The sequence below is a fragment of the Xenorhabdus thailandensis genome (genome assembly GCF_037996785.1).
GTDB lineage: Bacteria > Pseudomonadota > Gammaproteobacteria > Enterobacterales > Enterobacteriaceae > Xenorhabdus > Xenorhabdus griffiniae.
Genome location: NZ_JBBMXF010000005.1, coordinates 17738 through 41432, shown reverse-complemented (window position 1 = coordinate 41432; position 23695 = coordinate 17738). Strand labels below are relative to the sequence as shown.

The 23695-nt window shown below is 40.1% G+C and carries 12 protein-coding genes; 8 read left to right on the top strand and 4 right to left on the bottom strand.

Annotated features, from left to right (window positions below; all coding sequences use genetic code 11):
- Positions 1–13: 13 nt before the first annotated feature.
- Both AAC853_RS02270 and AAC853_RS02265 read right to left on the bottom strand, forming a co-directional pair.
- Positions 14–2293, bottom strand: a complete 2280-nt coding sequence (locus AAC853_RS02270; protein WP_340613572.1) for a hypothetical protein — start codon at positions 2291–2293, stop codon at positions 14–16.
- A gap of 265 nt (positions 2294–2558) precedes the next feature.
- Positions 2559–6353 (bottom strand): inverse autotransporter beta domain-containing protein, encoded by a 3795-nt coding sequence (locus AAC853_RS02265; protein ID WP_340613571.1) that lies wholly within the window; start codon positions 6351–6353, stop codon positions 2559–2561.
- Between the two features lie 825 nt (positions 6354–7178).
- Between AAC853_RS02265 and AAC853_RS02260 the strand changes: the two genes are divergently transcribed.
- Together AAC853_RS02260 and AAC853_RS02255 are read left to right on the top strand one after the other, a co-directional pair.
- The gene (locus tag AAC853_RS02260) at positions 7179–8537 is read left to right on the top strand and encodes a hypothetical protein (RefSeq protein WP_340613570.1); all 1359 of its coding nucleotides are present in this window, start codon (positions 7179–7181) and stop codon (positions 8535–8537) included.
- Positions 8538–8548: 11 nt separating this feature from the next.
- Positions 8549–10132 (top strand): Ig-like domain-containing protein, encoded by a 1584-nt coding sequence (locus AAC853_RS02255; RefSeq protein ID WP_338884918.1) that lies wholly within the window; start codon positions 8549–8551, stop codon positions 10130–10132.
- Positions 10133–10218: 86 nt separating this feature from the next.
- Here AAC853_RS02255 and mltF read toward each other — a convergent pair whose 3' ends face one another.
- Positions 10219–11742: a membrane-bound lytic murein transglycosylase MltF gene (gene mltF / locus AAC853_RS02250; RefSeq protein ID WP_338884920.1), complete on the bottom strand. Its 1524-nt coding sequence runs from the start codon at positions 11740–11742 to the stop codon at positions 10219–10221.
- Positions 11743–12008: 266 nt separating this feature from the next.
- Here mltF and purL point away from each other — a divergent pair, with 266 nt between their 5' ends.
- The 6 genes from purL to glnB all read left to right on the top strand — a co-directional run bounded on the left by purL (position 12009) and on the right by glnB (position 22313).
- Entirely contained in the window at positions 12009–15893 is a 3885-nt protein-coding gene (gene purL / locus AAC853_RS02245; RefSeq protein WP_340613580.1) for a phosphoribosylformylglycinamidine synthase, read from the top strand.
- Positions 15894–16571: 678 nt separating this feature from the next.
- The gene (locus AAC853_RS02240; protein ID WP_340613569.1) at positions 16572–18011 is read left to right on the top strand and encodes a sensor histidine kinase; all 1440 of its coding nucleotides are present in this window, start codon (positions 16572–16574) and stop codon (positions 18009–18011) included.
- A 5-nt stretch (positions 18012–18016) separates the two neighbouring features.
- Complete coding sequence (gene qseG, locus AAC853_RS02235) at positions 18017–18889, top strand: two-component system QseEF-associated lipoprotein QseG (RefSeq protein WP_340613568.1); 873 nt, start codon at positions 18017–18019, stop codon at positions 18887–18889.
- 2 nt (positions 18890–18891) lie between these two features.
- Positions 18892–20229, top strand: coding sequence for a two-component system response regulator GlrR (gene glrR, locus AAC853_RS02230; protein ID WP_273559430.1), 1338 nt, complete (start codon positions 18892–18894; stop codon positions 20227–20229).
- 107 nt (positions 20230–20336) lie between these two features.
- Entirely contained in the window at positions 20337–21959 is a 1623-nt protein-coding gene (locus AAC853_RS02225) for an NAD+ synthase (RefSeq protein WP_340613567.1), read from the top strand.
- A gap of 15 nt (positions 21960–21974) precedes the next feature.
- Complete coding sequence (gene glnB, locus AAC853_RS02220) at positions 21975–22313, top strand: nitrogen regulatory protein P-II (protein ID WP_045971762.1); 339 nt, start codon at positions 21975–21977, stop codon at positions 22311–22313.
- A 142-nt stretch (positions 22314–22455) separates the two neighbouring features.
- Here the strand turns inward: glnB and hmpA are convergent, their stop codons facing one another.
- Entirely contained in the window at positions 22456–23646 is a 1191-nt protein-coding gene (hmpA, locus tag AAC853_RS02215) for an NO-inducible flavohemoprotein (protein ID WP_340613566.1), read from the bottom strand.
- Positions 23647–23695 lie beyond the last annotated feature (49 nt).

Below are 23695 nucleotides of genomic sequence, written 5' to 3'. Positions count from 1 at the left end.
TTATTTTTGTTAATTAACTACCTGTTTCACCAGGGCCTGCGGTTGTTTCAATATTTGAAGTCCATTCTACACCATATTTTAATAATTGATCTTGATAGAAATGATAGTCAAAATGTATATAACCATGACCTTCTATACCAGAGATATCATCATAAGGAATATGGAAAAAAATAGAGTCTGGATTACCAGCACTACCAATTTGAGCTAAGGGTATTTGTTTAGTGTAAGATTTCTGAAAACTATTATTGTCTGAATTTATATACATTGTCAGAGTAATATCTGTTATATCTAATGGGACGGGATTTATCTCTGCATTGGAACTAATATTATCAGAGCGTATAATCTCAATAAATAATCCATTGTATTTATATCCAGGGTATTTCATTATGGCGTCATAATTAATATAATTACCCCAACCGGGTTGTAATATGTCATCTGGACCAACACCAATGCTGGCATGAACTATACAAGGTTCAAATTCTCTTTTAACACCTGTAATAGGTTCATAAGGAGCACCACCTATATAATTTAATTTTAACACTTCAGAATATAATGCGTGTCCACCAGATTTAATTACAGCATAAGAAAATTCAGAAGACTCATTTTCTTTAAATATAGAATAGGGAAGGAGTATAGGAGTATTTAACTGGTCAGCTAATTTAATAATACTTACAGAATGGCCTGTATAGTTACCATTAACAAAAAATAATATGGTATCACCAACGGCTGCTTGGTCGTAACTATTTACTATTGTGGCAAAATCTTTCATTCCCGTAGAATATAAATTCCCTATAGAAAATCCAGCGATAATTGGTTGACCTATAGAATTCATGTAGCCTGGATTTGTATAATTGACAGCATAAATTTCTTGTTTAGCAGGGGCATCAGTCACACCATCAAGGATAATAGTCTTGAGTGTAAGTGTGACAATTTCTGCCAGTTTAGGATAGAGATAAAATTTAACTAATCCGTTACTATCTGAAGCCAACATAATACTTTCATTTGGTCCTATTTTTTCAGGAATAATATCAGTTTGATTATCAGCTTTTTTGAAATCAAAATCTTTCATTTTATGTGAAATCATTGATGTGATTAGTACAGGCGTATAAGCCAACGTTTTTCCTGATTTGCTTTTCAATGTTGTATATATTGGTGTGAAGTTACCTGTTTCTGATGGTGGTTGATCACCCTTTATTATTGTTTTCAAAATAGGTTTTTCAACAAAAAGCGATAATGAATTTGTATCAATTTCATTAGCTTTCCCATTAAATTGTACAGATTGAAACGTAGCGTGATCGGTTGTTGTAGCATTAGTCTCTATTTCAAAATTAATTTCTGAACCATCTTGTGCACTCGAAAGTACTGTAAACCCTAACTGCATAGCGGCTATTGTATTATTAGAGCCATACACAAGAAAAGTAGGAATCGGATCGAATTGTATATTGTTACTGATACTGCTTTGTTTAATAGTTATCGAAGCTGACTGATAAATAGGTGTGTCCGAACTTAATGTGACAACAAAACTAACATACTGACCTATAACTAAATCAGCTTTTTTGTTAATTGAAATATCCATTGTTTTTTTTGAAACTGGTTTGGCTTTAACTTTGCCCGCCATAACCGGTGGTGGCGATGTAAATTTAACGCCACCAACATCAGCATCGGTATCTACGTCAAATGTAATGTCAGAATTAACTTGTGCATTGGGAAGGATTTGAAACGTAAACTTTGCAGTTGCTGTCTGGTCTTGATTGGCGTAAGCAAGATTAACAGAATTTGCATCGAATTGTATATTTTTACTGTGATTATTTTTTATTGTTACTTTTTTCCCCTTTGTAATAGGCTGATCTGACGTTAATGTTACGGTAAAACTAATCTTTTGGCCTATAACTAAATCATTTGGATCGATTTTTGAAATATCCATTTTATTATTTGGAGCTGGTTTGGCTTTAACTTTGCCCGCCATAACCGGTGGTGGCGATGTAAATTTAACGCCACCAACATCAGCATCGGTATCTACGTCAAATGTAATGTCAGAATTAACTTGTGCATTGGGAAGGATTTGAAATGTAAACTTTGCAGTTGCTGTCTGGTCTTGATTGGCGTAAGCAAGATTAACAGGATTTGCATCGAATTGTATATTTTTACTGTGATTATTTTTTATTGTTACTTTTTTCCCCTTTGTAATAGGCTGATCTGACGTTAATGTTACGGTAAAACTAACCTTTTGGCCTATAACTAAATCGTTTGGATCGATTTGTGAAAGTGTTATTTTATTCGTTAAAGCTGCCATTTTATCACCTCATTTTTTAATTAATGCTAGTTATTTATAATAACGGATAGAATACCTATTTTCAGTTGAAACTATTTTATGCGTTAATGGTTTTTAATAAACGTAAGACAGATTAAATTATAAACTCAACTGTGCTGTTTTTAATGGTTGAGATCGTCGTTTAAACTAAATAAATAATCAGAAAAAAACCAATGAAAAAAAGTTATCACCTGATAACTTTTTTTCATTGTAAGATTTTGTCATATTTTATAAGTCTTATTTTGTTTTATGTTATTTTATCAATGTAACATAAAACTACTCCTTCTGAATATTTATCAAAAGTATTGCTGTTAAAATCATAAATTCTGTATTTACTTTGATTACCAGCACGGGTGTTTTGTACTACAATAGTGGCTTTATTTTTATCCATTCCTGATGTATTACCGAATATGCCCCATTTATATAAATTACCAAATTCATTATATAAACTATAAATATTGGTGTGATCAGAAACTTGCTTATCTGAAAAAATATGGGAAGCAATACCTGGAAAACTTGGATTACTATTACACTGAATATTGCCATTTATATTTTGATACACAAGGTTATTAAAGGGTGTTAGAAGTTTTGTAGCAGACATTTTATATTCATATAATTGAATCTCTCCCGTTTGTTTATTTGTTATTATGACGGTTATGGTGGCAGAACCTAGCGCCATAAATTGTATGGGGCCACTGTTGTCAGCACCAAAGAATAACATTCCATCTCCATAAATTGGAGAATTAGCATCTTTTATACCATAAACGATTTCATTTTTATTTTTATCAAAGGGACCAGAATTTGTGGATTTCCTTAATTCTCCTCGAAAAATAGGCGCAATGTGATTCGGATGAAGTTTACCTCCGATATTGTCAAAGTATCTATGTTCATCGGTAATGGTGTTATAAATATACAATATTGCAGGTTGAGCAACTGGTGCGAAATCTACATTCTCTTTGGAATCTTTACTGATAATATTCTTTGTAGAGTTGCTATTTAAGTGTGGTATTTTTAATGTAATTTTAACATTATCTACGCCAACAAAACTCTTCAATTTTGCGTATATGTATCCACTGGCATCGGATGTAAATTTATCTCCTCCTGTCGGTGAATAAGCTTCAGGTTTAGGGAATTTAGCGTCCTCGATTTTGTCATGGTCGTGTGTCCACTGTATACCTTCGAACGTATAACCGGAGAGAGGATCTGTCGTCCCTTTTTTTACGATCAATGCCTTGTAGTGATATTCATCTGTGCCATTACCTTGTAATGGATTATTTTCATCAAAATTCGTCACTTTAACCCAGGAAATATCGAATTCCGGTGGAGGTTCAACAAAATTCATCATATCTGAACATGTTGGTGCCGCTGGTTTTCTACCGTCGATATCAATACAAACTTTCACCTTCTGTGCCTTACTACTAGCGACATTCACTTGCAGTTTGCCATCATTGGGGGTCACGGATTGTGAGCTATCTGTTGAGGGTGATAAGGTTACACCTATCGCCTCCGTACCATCTTGGTTTTGAGGTTTAGACCATCTAAACTTAATATCTTGCCCTTTATATGTTGTCTTATTTTTTTCACGCCATACCCTTGCGGTGAGAGAATATTTTTCTTGCCCGCCAATAGTGACATCATGATTTTTGGATTTCGTATCAATGGTGATTTCCGGCCAACTAAAATTAATTTTATCCTTTGATTCTCCTTGACTGGATTGGCCTGCAACAGAAGCTATCACGACAATATTTGAAGCCTCAATGGGACTCCTTAATGTTGCCGTCACTTTACCATCACTATTGGTTTTCTCTGAAGAGGGTATCAGTTTAAGGTTAATATTATCTTTAACCTGCCAATTTACTGTCTTATCTGATACACCTTGGCCACCCACGTCGGTGACTGTTGCTGTACAGGTGTAGGTTTCAGTAACCAATACAGGGAGTTCCCCATCAGCTTTACAGATCACATTAATACTTTCAGGCTTAATCAAAACTGAAACTGGAGGATCGCTGGTAACGGCAGCATGGTGTTCAATAGCCAGTGAAACCTTCACACCATTTAATGGCACTGAACTATCCAGTGTTGCAATCAATTCTCCGTGTTCATTTGTCTCTGTTTTTTGTGTTGTTAATTTAACATCCTGTCCTTTATCATCTTTTGCTTGCCATATCACTCCATCGATAGGTTGACTAATCACCTTGTACTTCTGACTATCAATGTTCTTCTGACTATCAATAACAGTGGCCTTAAAGGTATAGAATTTTCCATCACCAACTGTCAGAGGGCCTTTGGGCTTCACGGTCAGGCCATCCTTAATTTTGTAGTGAGGTTGTTTTTTGTTAAACGTCACTGAACCTATTTTTTGCTGTGGGGCACCATCTAGCTGTATATAAATATCGACTTTTTCATGGGGTTTTTCACTCAATAAAATGTTATGGACTAGTTTCCCTTTTTCATCGGTTAATTCACCCTTTTCATTCGTTCGGGCAGGCTGATTATTCCATATAAATTTTAAGCCAGAACCAGCGCCTAAAGCCGGCTCGGTTGTCCAGACAACTTTATCGATTCTGGCATTTTTAACAAATTTTCCAGATGGGGAACCTGCATAAGTAATAATAGGGGTATCAAACGTATATCCATTTTCTTTTTCGCCGGTTTCTACCGGTGATTTAGGTGGAATGATATTGACTTTTCCCTCTATCATAAAAGGCAAAACTTTCATGGGGATCTGAATCGGTTTTGTTTTTTCCTGACCATCTACTGTATATTCTAACAATATATCAAGCAGGTAATCATTTTTATGTGTTTCCTGATAGCTGGGGAGAGTAATAACAATATTCTTACCTGAGTCAGAAGAAAGTTTCCCCTTGTTATGTAGAAATGCTTTATCTGCAACAATCCAGCGAATTTTTTTTATATCAATATTAGAGGGGACGGGTAAGTTAACGGGTATCTCTTGATGGCCATATCCGACAATAGGCTCTAACGCGATCAGTATTTCTTGTTCTCTTTTTGCATGATCTAAAACAATATGATTATTTCTTTCCACCAAATCATAACGGCTACTTGCTAATGTCCGCATTGAAGCCACATTAGCGGGTGACAATTGAATACTAAAGGGAACCCCGAATTTATAATTTAAGTTTGCTAAAAACTGTGTTTCAGTATGGCCACTTTCCCCCTGCTTATAGTCAACGCCCATGGTAATTAGTGGGATTGGGGTATATGTTAGGCCGAACTTAGCCAGGCTTGGATTTTTCTGTTTAGTATCACGATTGAATAAAGTGACCTTATCACCAAAATATTGCTCATAGGTTAGTTTCATTCCCAGATTAGGGTAAGCCGGCAAGAAAAATTCCCCATTAATGTCATAACCGTTGGCGGAACGTTCATAATAATCCTGAAAGTTTCGTGATTTTTGCCAGTCACTTAAACGATAATAGGTATTTGCGGAAAGTTTAATATAATCGCCCCAGATTTCTCCTCCTAGTCCCAAACGTTGGTTTTTTCCAGTAAAGTCATGATCATAGAAAGTATTTAAGCCATACATCCAGTTCTGATAAAAATAGCGACCACCTAAACCCAGATTCATGGTATTTCGGCTATCTTTGTTACGATAACCCAATTGGGAAAAGAACAACCAATCTGCTTTGTTATCGTAAAGGGGTAATAGTATATCGAGTGAGTTATCTTTCAGTGTCCATTTCCTATCTAGCCCAAGGTTAATTCTGGCAGTACCAAACTGCGATAACCATTTTTGAGTTTCTGAAGATAGGGTGCTATTAAATTTACCTAATGCATAGGATTTTGCTTGCTTCGCGAGTTCTGAAGGGGAAGAAGATAAAATATGACTAGCTTTCTGGATATTGCTGATAATGACATGTGGGGCGTTCAGATCTGAAGTGTCATTTTTTTTTAAATGAGTATACAGTTTATCATCTGTCTTGACATTAGTTTCTGCTAAAGCGTTACTGACTGTAGAAGGCATAAATAATACGTAGAAGAAAATAAAAAAGCCAATGATTTTTCTAGTGTATGATGACATATATGAGAGCCTCAAAAAGTTCATATCAGCCGTTATTTTTACTTAATTTTTCATTTCTTAAACAACTTCACTTATTCCCGTATATAAATCTAGTCAAGAAAACTCAAATTAGCATCATTCAAAATAGTTATCACATCATCAGCAGAGTATCTTGGAACTCAATTGAAATGGCATTTTCGATCAAGGGAATGATTCAGAGGCTTTCTAGACACGAAGAAAACTAATTTCATGCGTGGTTGTTTGCTTTCATGATAATCGTATTTCACTTATTATACGAAATCAGTGATAATAAAAAGTTATCAATTGATAATCTTTTATCATTAGTTTTTGAGTTTCACTCTGTTTATTCTAAAGCGACATCAGAAGATCAATTTTATAGTGATAATAACAGTGAATTATTATTTCATTTATCTGAGAGGGTTTGTATTTAAAAAATAATTTATGTGGCAGTTTTTTTAATTAAAGCATGAGGTGATAACATGTCAAATAACAACAATAAAATGGAAATTTACACTCAACCTAATGCGAGTTTAATCATAGTTCAGTATGTGATTTTCGTTGCCATATTAAGTTCGGATAAGTCGATTATTTCACTGAAAAAAATAACCAATAAAAATTATGATAATAATACACAATTTAATTCTGATATTATCCCATTTGTTTATGTAAATAATGATATCACTCAGTGTTATTATATTTATATTTTTATAATAAAAATAGTTCTCCTTAAAATAACCAAATGAATTTAATTGTAATGCATAAACCAATCATAAAGTTTATAATTTTATAGGTTGCTTTTTAAATTTTTTTCAAAAAAGGTTTTTTATGAATAACAAAAGCAAAAATATTTTATTGCCACCTACTTTTCCTCAAGGAAATTTAAGTGCTGTAATTAATATGCCTGACGTTATTGCAATGAAAATTAAGTATGTAATGATGCAGGTGAATAAATATGAAGGTGTGAGATTATTAGATAAAATAGAGGGTGAGATTTATGTAAAAGATAATATAACCACTAAGGTAAAAAGCGTTCCTTATCATGTTACATCAGATAAACTAAAAGATGATTTCTATTTCTTATTGTTTCGAGTTAATGAAATGGATATATCAGGCCTGTGTGAAGCAAAATATACAGTAACAGATTTAAATTATAATCATTTTGATTCGCCAACATCAAATATCACTATTATAGGGGATCCTAACATGAGTAATGCCGACAATGTGGTCATTTTTCTTGATGCTAAAAGTTCTATATTAAGTTTACACACAATAAATCTTAAAGAAGGTGTTAGGCTTCAGGCTAAATTTAAAGGTCTTGTACCTGGTGATACTATAATTATAGAAGCCAAATTTTTAAGAGAAGATAGTACAGAGTTAATAACCATCCATTCTGACAATATTGATTTAGACTCGAATGCAATAAATGATGGTCATAAGGATCATACAATTAAAACAAATGAAGTTAATTTTTTAGAAGTAAAATATATTGTTGCATCCTTTACTGTTCTTAATAAGAAGATAAATCAATATCCTACACAAGTTTCCATTTTAAATGATTTAGATACTGTCAATATTAAAGTGCAAACAACTAAAAATGTAGGTAGTACTCTAAGTGACTATCCACATATAAAGCCTTTTTTAACCGCGGTAATATATACGGGTTCAGATAACAATCCAATAAATGCTCGACTGACAAATGCCAAATTTACTGATGATACTTCTGATACAGTGGTAGACAAAATCGATGAAAATGGTGTGGCATATCTTCATATCTATAGTGATGATATTACTAAAAATAGCGTATTAATTCTTAACTATGAAGATCCAGTGATTGCCTGTAAAGTTCCTTTGGATTTTGGCAATTGGATTTCATCTTCAGCGGGAGAACTTTCTTATACCTATAGTTCTTATGGTGTCGCAGATGGTAATTGTCAATGTTTACTTCTTATTAGACTCCTCTCAGAGGATATTACGGGGATTACAGTGAATTTTGATAGCCCTGATATTAAAATTAATGGCGCGAATAATACTTCACAAATAGATAAACCTGATTCTAACAAAATATTAGTTTATAAATTAACATCCACAAAAGCGGTTCGCTCAAATTTTACTATTAATGTTAGTGGTATTTCTATGGATCAAATTAGGAATACTATTGTTTTTACCGACCTTCTTACACTTTAAATAAGAATATTATGAATATTTCAGTGAAATTCTTTCAATCTTATCGACTCTATCAAGATAGGTCTGCTACTGATATTCAGATTGTAGTCCATGAAGAATATATTGATTTGGCTGAATTAGGCCTAATTCTTGAATGCTCATTAGGTAGCTTTATCATTAATGGTCAGGAGACAGGCGACAATACACTTTCTTGTTTTACAGATAGTGGCGGAGAAGTTTCTGTTTCAATTGTCGGTTCTGAAATAGGAGGTGATGGTCACTTAACCGTCTCTCTTCAAGATCATGGTAAACAGATTGGTGTCCAACCCTACCATCTTAAAGCTACGGCATATTATACACTTAACTTTAATGTTATTAATGATTATGCAATGGCTGACGGTGTGCAAAGTAATAAAGTTACGGCGAAACTTACCGGAACCGGTTCAGGGGTAAATCTTACTAAGCGTAATCTGGATTTAAATGTTACAGGTTCTGCTTCTTTTGAGAAAAACCATGTAGTTCAGACCACTTCTATAGAGACTGACGAAACAGGAAATGTGAGTTTTGAACTTTATAATACCAATAAAGATGCTGAAATGGTAACACTCACGGGTTTCTTGGATATCAGCAAAGCAGCCTACGCAACCGAACAAATCCATTTTCAGTCTAATCTGGATTGTGAAGCTTCGCCTCCTGCTAATGGAGTATACATTAGAACTATTTTTATTTATTCCATTAATTATCAACAGTATCTTTTGCGGCAGCGTCAATGTGATCATCTGGTGACGGTACACCAGCTGCTCGCAAGTGGACAACAAGGAAATCAAACTTCTACTGGGCAGAAGTGGGTAAATTTTTATGATTTAATGTTTCCTTTTGTGCTTGGTGAAGAACAATATATTTTTGGGTTAGCCAAAAATTTTATTAATAAGTCAAACAATACGTATAAATCCTATTGGATAATTGCAAAATTAGATGAAAAAGGACATAAAGAAATTATAGACTCCGGTTATTGGGATAGTGACTATGATGTAGGTTTTGCCTATAAAACGAGTAAAAGTCAGTTTATTTATCTCCATAGTAAAGATAAAAATGATCAAGGTAAATTCCCCTATATTATATGGGAAATATTGCCAAATGGAAAAATGGGAACAATAGTAGAACAAAGTGATTGGGATAATTTTTATGGGGCTACTTTTTTCTTCTCAATGGAAGGAAAAGAATACATATATATCCATACGAGCGCTAATCGTGCTATGTTTACTTATGAATTAAATGAAGACGGAAAGATAGGTAACTTAGTTAACCAAAATACTTGGGAATATTATTACTATCCACAGTTTCCATATGCTATTGACGGGAATTATTTTTACACAGGGCAAAGATTCTACGATAATTATTGGTTTGTTAGCTATCTATATAGTGGGGGAATACCTGATAGAATAAATGAACATCAAGATTTATGGGATAGGAGTTATCAATATCTGGTTCCATTTTCTATTGATGGGCATCAATATTTTTTGAGACAGGATCAGAGCAAAGATCATTGGTACATTACAGAAATCCTTGCTGATACTCGTATGGGGAATGATACCGATAGCAGTGTTAATCACTAAGCTCTGTTAATGGATGTAACTTATGTTTCATCAGGCGTTTTATCTGTCAAGCTATCGTGTGGTCTGGGATGGTTGTAAAACGCCTCTTATTCGCCAACCTGGCTTCTAATTTTGTTATTGTCTTCTGTATTATTACCTTCCATGTTAGTTGTACCAGTTTTATCATTTTCAGTTTGGAGCACACTGACGATGGTAGTATCCGTTGGTGCTTCATTGCTCTTTGCTTTCTCGCGGTTGGCTTTTGCCCTCATGTATCCCTCCAGGCTCAAATAGTAGCGCCGAATATTTTCAACGTAGCGATAAGCTTCATAGCCACGGGCATAACCATATGTTGTATTGGCGTAATATTTTTTCTTGCTGAGCAAGGGAAGACGCGTTTTAACATCCAGCCAACTGTCTGGATTACTTTTTTGCGCAGCGGTTAACTTACGGGCATCAAGAAGGTGCCCATACCCCATGTTGTAAGCGGCAAGGGCAAACCAAATGCGCTCATCTTCAGGAATGGTTTTTGGCAAACGTTCCATCAGGTAGTTCAGATAAGCCATTCCTCCTTTTACACTCTCTTCTGGATCCAGCCGATCATGAATTCCAGCCCATTCTGCTGTTGGGCGGGTGAGCATCATTAATCCACGAACACCAGTCGGTGAAGTGGCTTGTGGATCCCAATGTGATTCTTGCCATGCAATGGCAGCCACCAATTGCCAATCAAGCGATCCCGCGTATTGTTGAAAAATTGGCTGATAGGTTGGTAAGAGCTTATCGATGGCACGAATAAATGAAATAGTGTCGAAATAATCGAATGAACCGACATGACTGAAATATTTTTCTTGTAGCCGCGACATAATGCCGTTTTCAGTCAACATACTGAAGAAATCGAGCATAGCAGAGTAGAGGCTATAATCGCCATTGCGTTTTAAATACCAGGTTAAAGGACTTTCTTCACTGACATCAAAAGCAACTGCCAGATTGGGATGAATACGCTGCTGCAAGGCTAAACTAAGGGAGTCACTGATGGTGTAGTCGATTTTTCCCTCGGAAAGTTGTTCGAGCAATTGTTGCGTATTTTCGCGCGGTGTTTCTTCCCAACTTAATTCAGGATAAGATTTTTCTTTCCACTTTTTCAGCTCGCTTACATGGGCTGAGCCTGCCGTGACGATGAGTTTACCTTTTAGATCGCCAAACGAACGTGGCCGTGCCTCCCCCTTGCGATAAACCAGTTGTTGTATGACAGAAGCGTAGGCAGGGCCGGTGCGTGTTTGGTCCAGCCTATCTTTATTGTAGATAAGCCCGGCAGCCAGGAAATCGGCTTTATCGTTTTCCAAGTCGTCAAACAGTTGCTTAATGTTGGGACGAAACTTAATCACAAGTTTAACCCCCAGATAATCGGCAAACCGCTTGACTAACTCATAGTCGAATCCTGTCGGTTCATTTTTACTGTTAAGAGAGAGCAGAGGAGAGCTAATAGTGCTAACCCGCAGCTCTCCTCGTGCCAGAATTTTGTTTATCTGCTCCTGCTGTTTATTCGGCCAATTGATATTAAGGCCGATGATAGCAGCAGAAAGGAGCGTGATAATTACGATAACAAAGTAATTTATCTTTATGTTATTCAAATAGTTATCTCTTTTCAGAACGATTTGAAACCGTATGAAGTACAAGATAATAGCATGGTTAAATTTCCAGTAATTGAGAATTTTGCGTAACAAAAGGGAGATGTGCAACCCTATTAAACCCATTTTGGCATTTTATTGAGTGTATTGTTGGGTGGATAAATCACCACGCAAACGGTTTCGTCAGAGGAAACATTCCTCTATAATGCTTGCAGTTTCCCCTGAGGCATCAGTCAGGCTTTGCGTCTAAGATGAGAGAACCTATTATTATGGAAATTCTGCGTGGCTCACCCGCTTTATCGGCATTTCGTATCACTAAGCTCCTTTCCCAGTGTCAAGATCAACATATCCCTGTTACCGACATTTATGCAGAATACGTGCATTTTGCCGAAGTTAATACTCCAATCACAGAAGATGAGCGAGAGAAATTAAGTAAGCTATTAAAATATGGCCCTTCTTTGGCTGAATTGGAGCCTAAAGGGCAACTTATATTAGTCACTCCGCGTCCTGGCACGATATCCCCTTGGTCATCGAAAGCGACAGACATTGCCCACAATTGTGGACTGAAGCAGATTGTCCGTTTAGAAAGGGGCATTGCCTATTATATTCAGGGTATTGGCATGGATGACGGGCAGTGGCAAACGTTGTCGGCATTATTGCATGATCGCATGATGGAAAGTGTGTTCACTCAGTTTGAACAAGCTGAAGTCCTGTTTTCTCACCAGCAACCTGCACCGTTAAAACAGATTGATATCTTGCAATTGGGGCGGGTAGCACTGGAGTCGGCAAATATTGAATTAGGGCTGGCTCTGGCTACCGATGAGATTGATTATCTGATGAGCGCTTTTCAGGCGTTGGGGCGCAATCCAACAGATGTTGAGCTGTATATGTTTGCTCAGGCAAATTCTGAGCATTGTCGCCACAAAATTTTCAATGCAGATTGGGTTATTAATGGTCAGGCTCAACCCAAGTCTTTGTTCAAAATGATCAAAAACACGTTTGAACAAACGCCGGATTACGTGCTTTCTGCTTATAAAGATAACGCAGCGGTTATGGAAGGTTCTAATGTTGGCCGCTTTTTCCCTGACTCCACCGGTACTTATGACTACCATCAAGAGCCAGCCCATATCTTAATGAAAGTGGAAACCCATAACCATCCAACCGCGATTTCGCCTTGGCCTGGTGCAGCAACGGGCTCAGGTGGTGAAATTCGTGATGAAGGTGCAACCGGACGAGGAGCTAAACCGAAGGCTGGGCTGGTCGGTTTCTCAGTTTCAAACTTGAGAATTCCTGGGTTTGAACAACCGTGGGAAGCGGATTTTGGTAAACCTGATCGGATTGTCAGTGCATTAGATATCATGCTGGAAGGTCCATTAGGCGGTGCAGCGTTTAATAATGAATTTGGGCGGCCGGCATTGGCTGGGTATTTCAGAACCTATGAAGAAAAAGTCTGTTCCCATAATGGTACAGAATTGCGTGGTTATCATAAGCCCATCATGTTGGCAGGCGGGATCGGCAATATCCGTGAAGAGCATATCCAGAAAGGGGAGATTTCGGTCGGCGCAAAATTGATTGTGTTGGGTGGGCCAAGCATGAATATCGGCTTAGGGGGCGGTGCGGCATCTTCAATGACATCAGGTCAGTCTGATGCTGATTTGGATTTTGCCTCTGTGCAGCGTGACAATGCCGAAATGGAGCGTCGTTGCCAGGAAGTTATCGACAGTTGCTGGCAATTGGGGGATAAGAATCCGATTTTATTTATCCATGACGTTGGGGCTGGTGGTTTGTCAAATGCCATGCCTGAATTGGTCAGTGATGGTGGTCGAGGCGGGCGTTTTGAGTTACGCAATATTCTTAACGATGAACCTGGTATGAGTCCATTGCAGTTATGGTGCAATGAATCCCAGGAGCGTTATGTTTTAGCGGTAGCACCAGAGCAGTTAGCCCTGTTTGAAGAAATATGCCGTCGTGAACGTGCGCCTTACGCTGTGATTGGGGAAGCCACGGAAGAGCGACATTTACTGTTGAATGACAACCATTTTAATAATCAGCCAATCGATATGCCGCTGGATGTCTTGCTCGGTAAGACACCAAAGATGGTGAAAAATGTGCAGGTCTTGCAAGCGCAAGGGCAAGGTTTGGATCGCAAGGGTATTGATCTCGCAGAGGCGGTAAAACGCGTCTTGCATTTGCCCGCTGTAGCGGAAAAAACATTCCTGATTACGATTGGGGATCGCTCCATCACCGGTATGGTTGCCCGTGACCAAATGGTTGGCCCTTGGCAAATTCCAGTCGCAGATTGTGCTGTTACTACCGCCAGTTTGGACAGCTATTATGGCGAAGCCATGTCAATAGGCGAGCGAGCGCCGATTGCATTGTTGGACTTTGCGGCATCGGCGCGTATGGCGGTGGGTGAAGCTCTGACCAATATTGCTTCCGCCTATGTCCAGGATCTGAAACGCGTGAAGTTATCAGCTAACTGGATGTCGGCATCAGGCCATGCTGGTGAAGATGCGGGTTTATATGCTGCCGTCAAAGCGGTGGGTGAGGAGTTGTGTCCCGCTTTAGGATTGACCATTCCCGTTGGCAAGGATTCGATGTCAATGAAAACCCGCTGGCGTCAAAATGGGGAAGAGCGTGAAATGACTTCACCACTTTCATTGGTTATCAGTGCCTTCGCACGAGTAGAAGATGTGCGCCGTACCGTGACGCCAGAGCTATCTACTGAAGATGACAATGCGTTGCTGCTGATCGATCTGGGTAAAGGGCAAAATGCGCTGGGTGGAACAGCATTGGCGCAGGTTTATCGCCAACTGGGGGATAAAACCGCAGATGTTCGCAACGTCGAGCAATTAGCGGGCTTCTTTAATGCGATCCAGCATTTGATTTCAGAACAAAAATTGCTGGCTTACCATGATCGTTCGGATGGTGGGCTATTAGTGACATTAGCGGAAATGGCTTTTGCTGGTCATTGCGGCTTGCATACCGATATCAGTGCATTTGATGAAGATATCTTGGCCGCATTATTTAATGAAGAACTGGGTGCGGTGATCCAAATTCGTGAGACTGACAGGGTGCAAATTGAAAACCTGTTGGCAGATTATGGATTAAATGAATGTGTGCACTATTTAGGTAAAGCCCAGGCGGGCGATGATTTTGTGATTTCCAGTGGCAATATGGAAGTTTATCGTCAGAAGCGCAGCACATTGCGCTTATGGTGGGCAGAAACAACGTGGCAAATGCAGCGTCTGCGTGATAACCCAGAGTGCGCAGATCAAGAACATCAGGCAAAACAGGATGTGGCTGATCCGGGCTTGAATGTGGAATTAACCTTCAACCCTGCGGAAGATATTGCTGCTTGTTATATTGCAAAACAAGTGCGTCCGCGCGTTGCTGTATTGCGTGAACAGGGCGTTAATTCCCATGTTGAGATGGCGGCGGCATTCCACCGAGCGGGCTTTGAGGCGGTGGATGTTCATATGAGTGACTTATTGGCGGGGCGGATCACATTAGATCAATTCCAAACATTGGTTGCCTGTGGTGGCTTCTCATATGGGGATGTGCTTGGTGCAGGTGAAGGCTGGGCGAAATCCATTCTGTTTAATCCACGGGTACGTGATGATTTTGCGAGTTTCTTCGCAAGGCCGGATACCTTAGCACTTGGTGTATGTAACGGGTGTCAGATGATGTCCAATTTGCATGAATTGATCCCTGGCACGGAACACTGGCCGCGTTTTGTCCGTAACCGTTCAGAACGCTATGAAGCCCGTTTTAGCTTAGTGGAAGTGGCAAACAGCCCTTCATTGTTCCTGAAAGATATGGCCGGTTCTCGCTTGCCAATCGCAGTGGCTCATGGTGAAGGGCAGGTGGAGTTCAGAAACGACCTGAGTTTAATGGAACTTGAAAAGCATCAGCAAGTCGCATTGCGTTTTGTGGATAACTACGGTTCAGTGACAGAAAACTATCCGGCAAACCCGAATGGTTCTGTGAACGGCATTACTTCTGTGACCAATCTTGACGGCAGAGTCACCGTGATGATGCCTCATCCTGAGAGGGTATACCGCACAGTTAGCAACTCCTGGCATCCTAAGGAGTGGGGAGAAGATAGCCCGTGGATGCGAATTTTCCGTAATGCCCGCAAACAGCTAGGTTAATAGCAAAGGCCCTGAAAATACATCAGGGCCTTTATTTTTTACGTTATTAATCATTTTCTTGGCAGTGTCTCTATCTCGCGACAAGAGTGCTTTTTAGTGTCTCAAAAATGAGACATTTAATTTGTTGATATTATTTGAAAAATATTTTTTGATGGTAAAATGTCATAAATAGGCGACACTCATGCCTATCAGATATGAATAAATACCAATAAGAAAATGCAATAAATCTGCGATTTTATTTATTTTCAATTATATCAATTGGTTAAAAATAATTTTGTAAGTTGGCATGTAATGTGCATAATACAGAGCAGTTGCTCATTCAACTTTTTTATGTCGGCCCGCAATTGGGTGGAAACATGCCACATAAAGCCCGGAATGACGCCAAAGTAAGGTGCCTACCGTCCAACTTAATGATACTCGCCTTCGGGCCTTATCAAACACAGGACGACACGTGGAGTGAGGCACCGCCTACATGTTTACATGTAGGAACTTCACTGGCGGGATGGTAAAAAAAGTTACCGTCCCGCCGTCATTATTACAGTCCACCCTGTTTATGTATGCATCCGCATCACTTTCAATGACTCATTGTTTCAATTATCCGTCGTTTTCAACTATTATTCTGACCATTTTCAATAAGAGAAAAGTCACTGTAGCATCAATGTCATTACAGGTTATGAGATGATTTCTTTGAAAAAATGGCGTTTATTTCCACGCTCATTGCGCCAGTTGGTTGTCATGGCTTTCTGGTTAGTGTTATTACCACTCTTGGTTTTGGCTTATCAGGCTTATCAAAGTCTTGATCAGCTTAGTACCCAGGCTGCTGAGATTAATCGTTCAACGCTGGTGGACGCCCGCCGTAGCGAAGCAATGGTTGGCGTCGCCCTTGAGATGGAGCGTAGTTACCGCCAATATTGTGTATTAGGTGATAGTCGGTTAGAAAAGCTTTATCAACGCCAATATCGGCAATACATGAATATGCTTGGTAATCAGATGGCGATGCTAGCTAATGCAGAGTATACAAAGAAATTCAATGAATTACTGTCGGGCTTGAGCAACATTGCCTGTAGTAATGGGGCGCCAGAAGCAACGTCTTCTAAATTACTTGAAGAATTTTCCAGGGCTAATAATCTTTTGGTACAGGAAACCCGTAATATTATTTTTAGCCGTGGTGAACAACTGCAAAAAGATATCGCCGACAAAGGGCAATTTTTCGGTTGGCAGAGCCTTATTTTATTCTTGTTAAGTGCTTTCTTGATAACCTTGTTTACGCGTATGATCATTGGGCCAGTAAAAGGCATTGAGCGGATGATCAATCGGCTTGGAGAAGGGCAATCATTGGAAAATCAGATTGATTCCTTTAAAGGACCACGGGAATTGCGATCATTGGCTCAACGCATTATTTGGCTGAGTGAGCGTTTATCCTGGCTAGAGTCTCAGCGTCATGAGTTTTTACGCCATATTTCCCACGAACTGAAAACCCCTCTGGCAAGTATGCGTGAAGGAACGGAGCTATTGGCTGATGAAATTGCTGGACCCCTGACAGCAGATCAAAGGGAAGTTGTCAGTATCTTGGATAGCAGTAGCAGGCATTTACAGCAGCTTATTGAGCAATTACTGGAATATAACCGCAAATTAGCGGATGGCGCTGCCGAACATCAGATTGTTTCTTTAAAAGAAATTGTGAATAGTGTCGTATTATCACACCAACTGCCGGCACGGACAAAAAATATTCATACGGAAATTCAACTGGATATGGATTATTGTTGGGCAGAGCCTGGCTTACTAACACGGGTGATTGATAATCTCTATTCCAATGCAGTGCACTATGGCGCTGAATCCGGTAACATTTGGATTGCGAGTCGGCAAGTGGGGAAAAACCTTCAAATTGACATTGCCAATACAGGAACGCCTATCCCAGAGTTAGAGAAAAGTATGATCTTTGAGCCATTTTACCAAGGAAAACTGCAACGAAAAGGCGCAGTTAAAGGAAGCGGTCTTGGTTTGAGTATCGCGCAAGATTGCATTAAACAAATGCAGGGGGCGCTTTGCCTGGTAGAATCCGAATTTGCTGATGTATGTTTTCGAATTGAACTGCCATTAACCGCAGAGAATGACTAAATAATATGTATAACAGGTTTACTTACCGCTTTATGACGGAGACGGAACAGCAAAATATTGTGACTAACCTAATGAAAAAAATGGTTGTCAGGCCATCTATCTTGGCACGTGCTTCGGCCCTGCGCTTGCGGGCGATATTGCTATTGTGCGTTCCCTATTTGCTGGCAGGATGCGTTAAAACGAGTGGTTCAGACAATTTGACAACCCTGGCGCAGTCTATCCTGCCAGAACAAAATGTTACCGATTATCGTCTTAGGGATTGTGATGCAATCTGGGATATCACAAAGCCTGCGGCGATGGAAAACGGACTTTATTGGTTGAGATTTATCGATTGTACGGATCGGTTGACTTCGGCAGAAGCTCGTGAGACGGCGAAACGGTTTGCTCCAGAGACGCCGACTGATTGGCAGCAAGTGCTTAAGCAAAGTATTTTAATTGGCAGGGCGACTTCGGTATTAGCTGAACGCCGGAAAACGGTGGAAAACTTTAATCAGTATAGTGCACAATTTCCTATCGGTTTACGGCCATTACTTCAACTGTGGCGTGAGCAGCAATATCTGAAAATTAATCTTGCTGAAGAAAGAGCCAAATTCCAGCGCTTCCAGTTTGACAGTGATAACAAAATTGATCGTCTGAAAGAAACACGAGCACGTTTAGAATATGAGCTTCATTCAATGTCCCGCAAACTCGAAAATTTAACCGATATTGAACGCCAACTTTCCTCCCGTAAACAAGAACAAAGTAGCGTAGCTACTCCTAATACGAACACGTCACCGGATAATAAAGCAGAACTGAAAGAGAAACCCGCCACAAACTCGGATACTAAAGCGGAAGCCAATCCTTCAGAAGAAAAATTAGAAGAAAAAGGAGCTGAATAATAATGACAGTACGCAATTCCGCCCATCTTCTTTTAGTTGATGATGATCCCGGCTTGTTAAAACTATTGGGAATGCGTTTGACCAGTGAAGGCTTTCGTGTCACGACCGCAGAGAGTGGTCATGAAGCGTTACGCATACTGGCGAGAGAAAAAGTAGATTTAGTGATCAGTGACTTACGCATGGATGAAATGGATGGTATGGCACTGTTTGCTGAGATCCAGAAACAGCATCCCGGTATGCCGGTCATTATTCTGACTGCGCATGGTTCTATTCCTGATGCGGTGGCAGCAACGCAGCAAGGTGTATTTAGTTTTCTGACCAAGCCTGTTGATCGTGACGCACTTTATAAAGCGATTGATGATGCGCTGGAACTCTCAACGCCAGCCATTGATGGGCAATGGAGCGAGAAAATTGTTACCCGAAGCCCTTTGATGTTGCGTTTACTGGAACAGGCAAAGATGGTGGCTCAATCCGATGTGAGTGTTCTGATTAATGGGCAAAGCGGAACCGGTAAAGAGGTATTGGCGCAAGCTATTCATCGGGCAAGTCCCAGAGCGAAGAAACCTTTTATTGCTATTAACTGTGGTGCCTTACCTGAGCAATTACTTGAATCTGAATTATTTGGTCATGCCAAAGGCGCGTTTACAGGCGCGGTCAGCAGTCGGGAAGGGTTATTTTTAGCGGCGCAAGGAGGAACATTATTCCTTGATGAAATCGGCGATATGCCGATGGCGTTGCAAGTTAAGCTTTTGCGAGTGCTACAGGAGCGCAAGATCCGTCCATTGGGGAGTAATCGGGATATCGACATTGATGTCAGAATTATTTCGGCAACCCACCGTGACCTGCCTAAAGCCATGCAACGTAATGAGTTTCGGGAAGATCTCTATTATCGATTGAATGTTGTTAATTTGAAAATTCCTGCCTTGAACGAACGCGCAGAAGATATTCCTCTCTTGGCTAATCATCTGTTGCGTGACGCAGCTAAACGCCATAAACCGTTTGTGCGCAGTTTTTCCACTACGGCCATGAAATGCCTGATGGCAGCAAGTTGGCCGGGCAATGTTCGTCAATTGGTTAATGTCATCGAACAGTGTGTGGCATTGACGATGGCTCCGGTCATTAGTGATGCGCTGGTTACTCAGGCATTGGAAGGGGAAAATACGGCATTGCCGACATTCGTGGAAGCCCGTGGTCAGTTTGAACTGAATTACCTGCGTAAATTGTTGCAGATAACCAAAGGCAATGTGACCCATGCCGCTCGTATGGCAGGGCGGAACCGGACAGAATTTTATAAATTGTTGGCACGCCACGAGCTGGATGCTAACGATTTTAAGGAATAACTTTTCTGCTCCTGCAAAAATTCTTACACTGAGTAGAAATAAATTGCTTTGCTGCTAAGACCCAGTAAAGCAGATAGATGATTTATGGCCCAGGAGAGCCGCATTCTATGAGTCGTACTCTTAATATCGCTCTTGCCCAGTTAAATTGGTTGGTAGGAGACATTGAAGGCAACAGTGAACGTATGTTGCAGACAGTTCGGGAGCAGCAGGCAAAAGGCGCTGATCTGGTTATGTTTTCTGAGCTGGCGCTGTCTGGCTATTTTCCTGAAGATTTGTTATTCCGTTCTGATTTGCATCAGCGTTGCCATGAACAATTGGTACGTTTGCAACAGGCAAGCGCTCAGGTTGGTATCTTGGTAGGGCATCCGTGGCAACAGGATGGCAAACTTTACAACGCACTTTCCCTGTTTTGGCGAGGGGAAATTGTGGCTCGTTACTTCAAACAGTTATTGCCAAACTATGGCGTTTTTGATGAAGAGCGTTATTTCGACGCGGGTGATCAAAACTGTGTTATCCCATTCAAGGGTTATAACCTTGGTTTGTTGATTTGTGAAGATTTGTGGTTTGATGCCCCCATTGATGCCTTGAAACAGGCGGGGGCAGAAATCGTCTTGTCGATTAATGCTTCTCCTTATAATCGTGAAAAACCGAATATCCGCAGTACATTAATTAAATCCCACTGCCAGCGTACTCATTTGCCAATTATTTATCTTAATCAGGTGGGGGGGCAAGATCAGCTTATCTTTGATGGTTGTTCTAAGGTCTTTGATGCCAATGGTGAAATAACCCATCGCATGGCGGCATTTGAGGAACAGGTTGAACAATGTCGTTTCAATGAAATGAACATTGAACCTATGGCAAATCCGATCCCTCAATTGCCCCCTCTGGCGCAAATTTATAAGGCGTTAGTGCTTTCTGTACGTGATTATGTGCAAAAGAACGGTTTTAAAGGTGCTTTGCTTGGTTTGTCAGGCGGGATTGATTCAGGGTTGACATTGGCAATTGCTGTGGATGCTTTGGGTAAAGATCACGTGCAGGCGGTCATGATGCCATTCCGCTATACCTCAGAAATAAGTATCCACGATGCCAGAGAACAAGCAGAATTGCTGGGGGTTGAATTTGACGTTGTTTCCATCGAACCCATGTTTGATGCGTTTATGGTACAGCTTGACCCCATGTTTGCGGGAACAGAAAAAGATACGACAGAAGAGAATTTACAGGCACGTTGCCGCGCAGTGATTTTAATGGCAATGTCTAACAAGCGTCGTCGCTTGGTATTGACCACCAGTAACAAAAGTGAGTCGGCAGTCGGGTACTCAACCCTGTACGGCGATATGGCGGGTGGCTTTAATGCTTTGAAAGATGTTCCTAAAACGATGGTATTTGCATTGGCTAAATATCGTAATACCGTATCTCCGGCGATCCCTCAGCGTGTGATTGATCGTCCACCGTCAGCGGAGTTGGCACCAAATCAACTGGATCAGGATAGCCTTCCTCCCTATGACATTCTGGATGCGATCCTCGAAGGGTATGTTGAAAAAGATAAATCAGTGGCTGATCTGGTATCCGAAGGTTTTGATGAAGCCATTGTACGCAAGGTGATCCGACTGGTTGACATTAATGAATATAAACGTAGCCAGGCACCTATTGGCCCACGCATTACGCAGCGTGATTTTGGTAAAGATCGGCGCTACCCGATTACATCTGGTTTCGGGCGTAATAATTGGTAATTACAGGAAAACTTGATGAAAAAGATTGATGCAATTATCAAACCTTTCAAGCTGGATGATGTGCGTGAAGCGCTGGCTGAAGTGGGTATCACTGGTATGACGGTGACAGAAGTGAAAGGGTTTGGCCGTCAGAAAGGGCATACTGAACTGTATCGCGGCGCAGAATATATGGTGGATTTTCTGCCAAAGGTAAAAATAGAAATTGTCGTACCGGATGATATTGTTGATACCTGCGTCGAAACAATCATGCAGGTTGCACAAACAGGCAAAATTGGCGATGGCAAAATTTTTGTTTTCGATGTTGCCCGTGTTGTGCGTATCCGTACCGGCGAGCAGGATGAAGAAGCGATTTAATCAATTCACTAAAATCATCCGAAAAAAGTGATAACGGAAATATTATCAGTTATTCCACATCCTAACTTAATGTAGGAGATGAGGAGTGGAACTGTCCGATTTTTATCCGCTATCACTTACCTTGTTTATTCGGAGAACTTTACTAAATGACTTTGTGTGGGCCAAAACATTCATAATGGATATGTTGTTCATCAATGCCCATTGCCAGCAGCTGTTTGGCGATATGTTGCATGAAAGCCACAGGCCCACAGAAATAGAATTGCATCCCTTTTACCGCTATTGCATCCTTCACGAGCGATAGATCCATCAGCCCAATATGCTGGTACTGTATGCCTTTCTGATCTATATCTCTGGGTTCACGATACCAAACTTGTGAATACAAATTAGACATAGATTGGGAAATTTCATTCACCTTATTGGCAAATGCATGATGGCCACCATGCTCTGCGGCGTGGAACCAATTTACTGCACCAATATGATGTTGGTTATGTAGGGATTGCAGCATACTCATCATTGGTGTCAAACCAACCCCGGCAGAAATCAGTGTAACTGGCATATCAGGTTGTACATCAAGGAAGAAATCACCGTGTGGTGCAGCTAGCATCACAATATCCCCTTCCTGTACCTTATCGTGCAGATGGTTTGAAATTTTGCCTTGAGGTTCACGCTTGACGGCAATTTGGTAACTGGTTCCGTTTGGCGCGGCAGTCAGTGAATATTGGCGGATTTCACGGTTGTCAAATGTGGGATCTTCTACATAGATTGCCAAGTATTGCCCTGGTTTGTAATCCATAACCTTGCCACCATCAACAGGCGAAAACTCAAAGCTAGTGATAACATCACTTTGTGGTTGTTTCCGGCTAACACGAAACTGACGTAGATCACGCCAACCTCCTTCCAGGGATTCACCACTTTGATAAATTTCCTCTTCTCGATTGATAAAGACATTAGCTAATACGTTGTAAGCTTCTCCCCAGGCGTTGAGAACTTCGTCACCAGGATGAAACATTTCATCAATCGTTGCCAGCAGGTGCTTACCTACAATTTGATAATGCTCAGGTTGAATACTGAGGCTGGCATGTTTATGGGCGATTTTTTCTACGGCAGGTAAGAGTGCTGACAGATTATCGATATTGCCAGCATAAGCACAAAGGGCATTGAAAAGTGCTTCCCGCTGATCACCGTTGATCTGATGACTCATATTAAAAATATCTTTTAATTCAGGGTTATACTTGAACATCCGCTCGTAAAAATGCGCAGTTAGCTTAGGACCTGTAGAAACAATTAATGGAATGGTCGATTTTATGGTTGCGATAACCTGACTATCTAGCATGGGGATCTCCTGAATTTTTCTCACATAATGCTGAAATTTATAAATTGCA

What these genes read in the sequence shown, in the direction of transcription:
- glnB (WP_045971762.1), top strand. Translation starts at nt 21,975, where the DNA reads ATGAAAAAGATTGATGCAATTATCAAACCTTTCAAGCTGGATGATGTG.
- AAC853_RS02270 (WP_340613572.1), bottom strand. Translation starts at nt 2,293, where the DNA reads ATGGCAGCTTTAACGAATAAAATAACACTTTCACAAATCGATCCAAAC.
- AAC853_RS02255 (WP_338884918.1), top strand. Translation starts at nt 8,549, where the DNA reads ATGAATATTTCAGTGAAATTCTTTCAATCTTATCGACTCTATCAAGAT.
- hmpA (WP_340613566.1), bottom strand. Translation starts at nt 23,646, where the DNA reads ATGCTAGATAGTCAGGTTATCGCAACCATAAAATCGACCATTCCATTA.
- AAC853_RS02260 (WP_340613570.1), top strand. Translation starts at nt 7,179, where the DNA reads ATGAATAACAAAAGCAAAAATATTTTATTGCCACCTACTTTTCCTCAA.
- qseG (WP_340613568.1), top strand. Translation starts at nt 18,017, where the DNA reads ATGTATAACAGGTTTACTTACCGCTTTATGACGGAGACGGAACAGCAA.
- AAC853_RS02265 (WP_340613571.1), bottom strand. Translation starts at nt 6,353, where the DNA reads ATGTCATCATACACTAGAAAAATCATTGGCTTTTTTATTTTCTTCTAC.
- purL (WP_340613580.1), top strand. Translation starts at nt 12,009, where the DNA reads ATGGAAATTCTGCGTGGCTCACCCGCTTTATCGGCATTTCGTATCACT.
- glrR (WP_273559430.1), top strand. Translation starts at nt 18,892, where the DNA reads ATGACAGTACGCAATTCCGCCCATCTTCTTTTAGTTGATGATGATCCC.
- AAC853_RS02240 (WP_340613569.1), top strand. Translation starts at nt 16,572, where the DNA reads ATGATTTCTTTGAAAAAATGGCGTTTATTTCCACGCTCATTGCGCCAG.
- AAC853_RS02225 (WP_340613567.1), top strand. Translation starts at nt 20,337, where the DNA reads ATGAGTCGTACTCTTAATATCGCTCTTGCCCAGTTAAATTGGTTGGTA.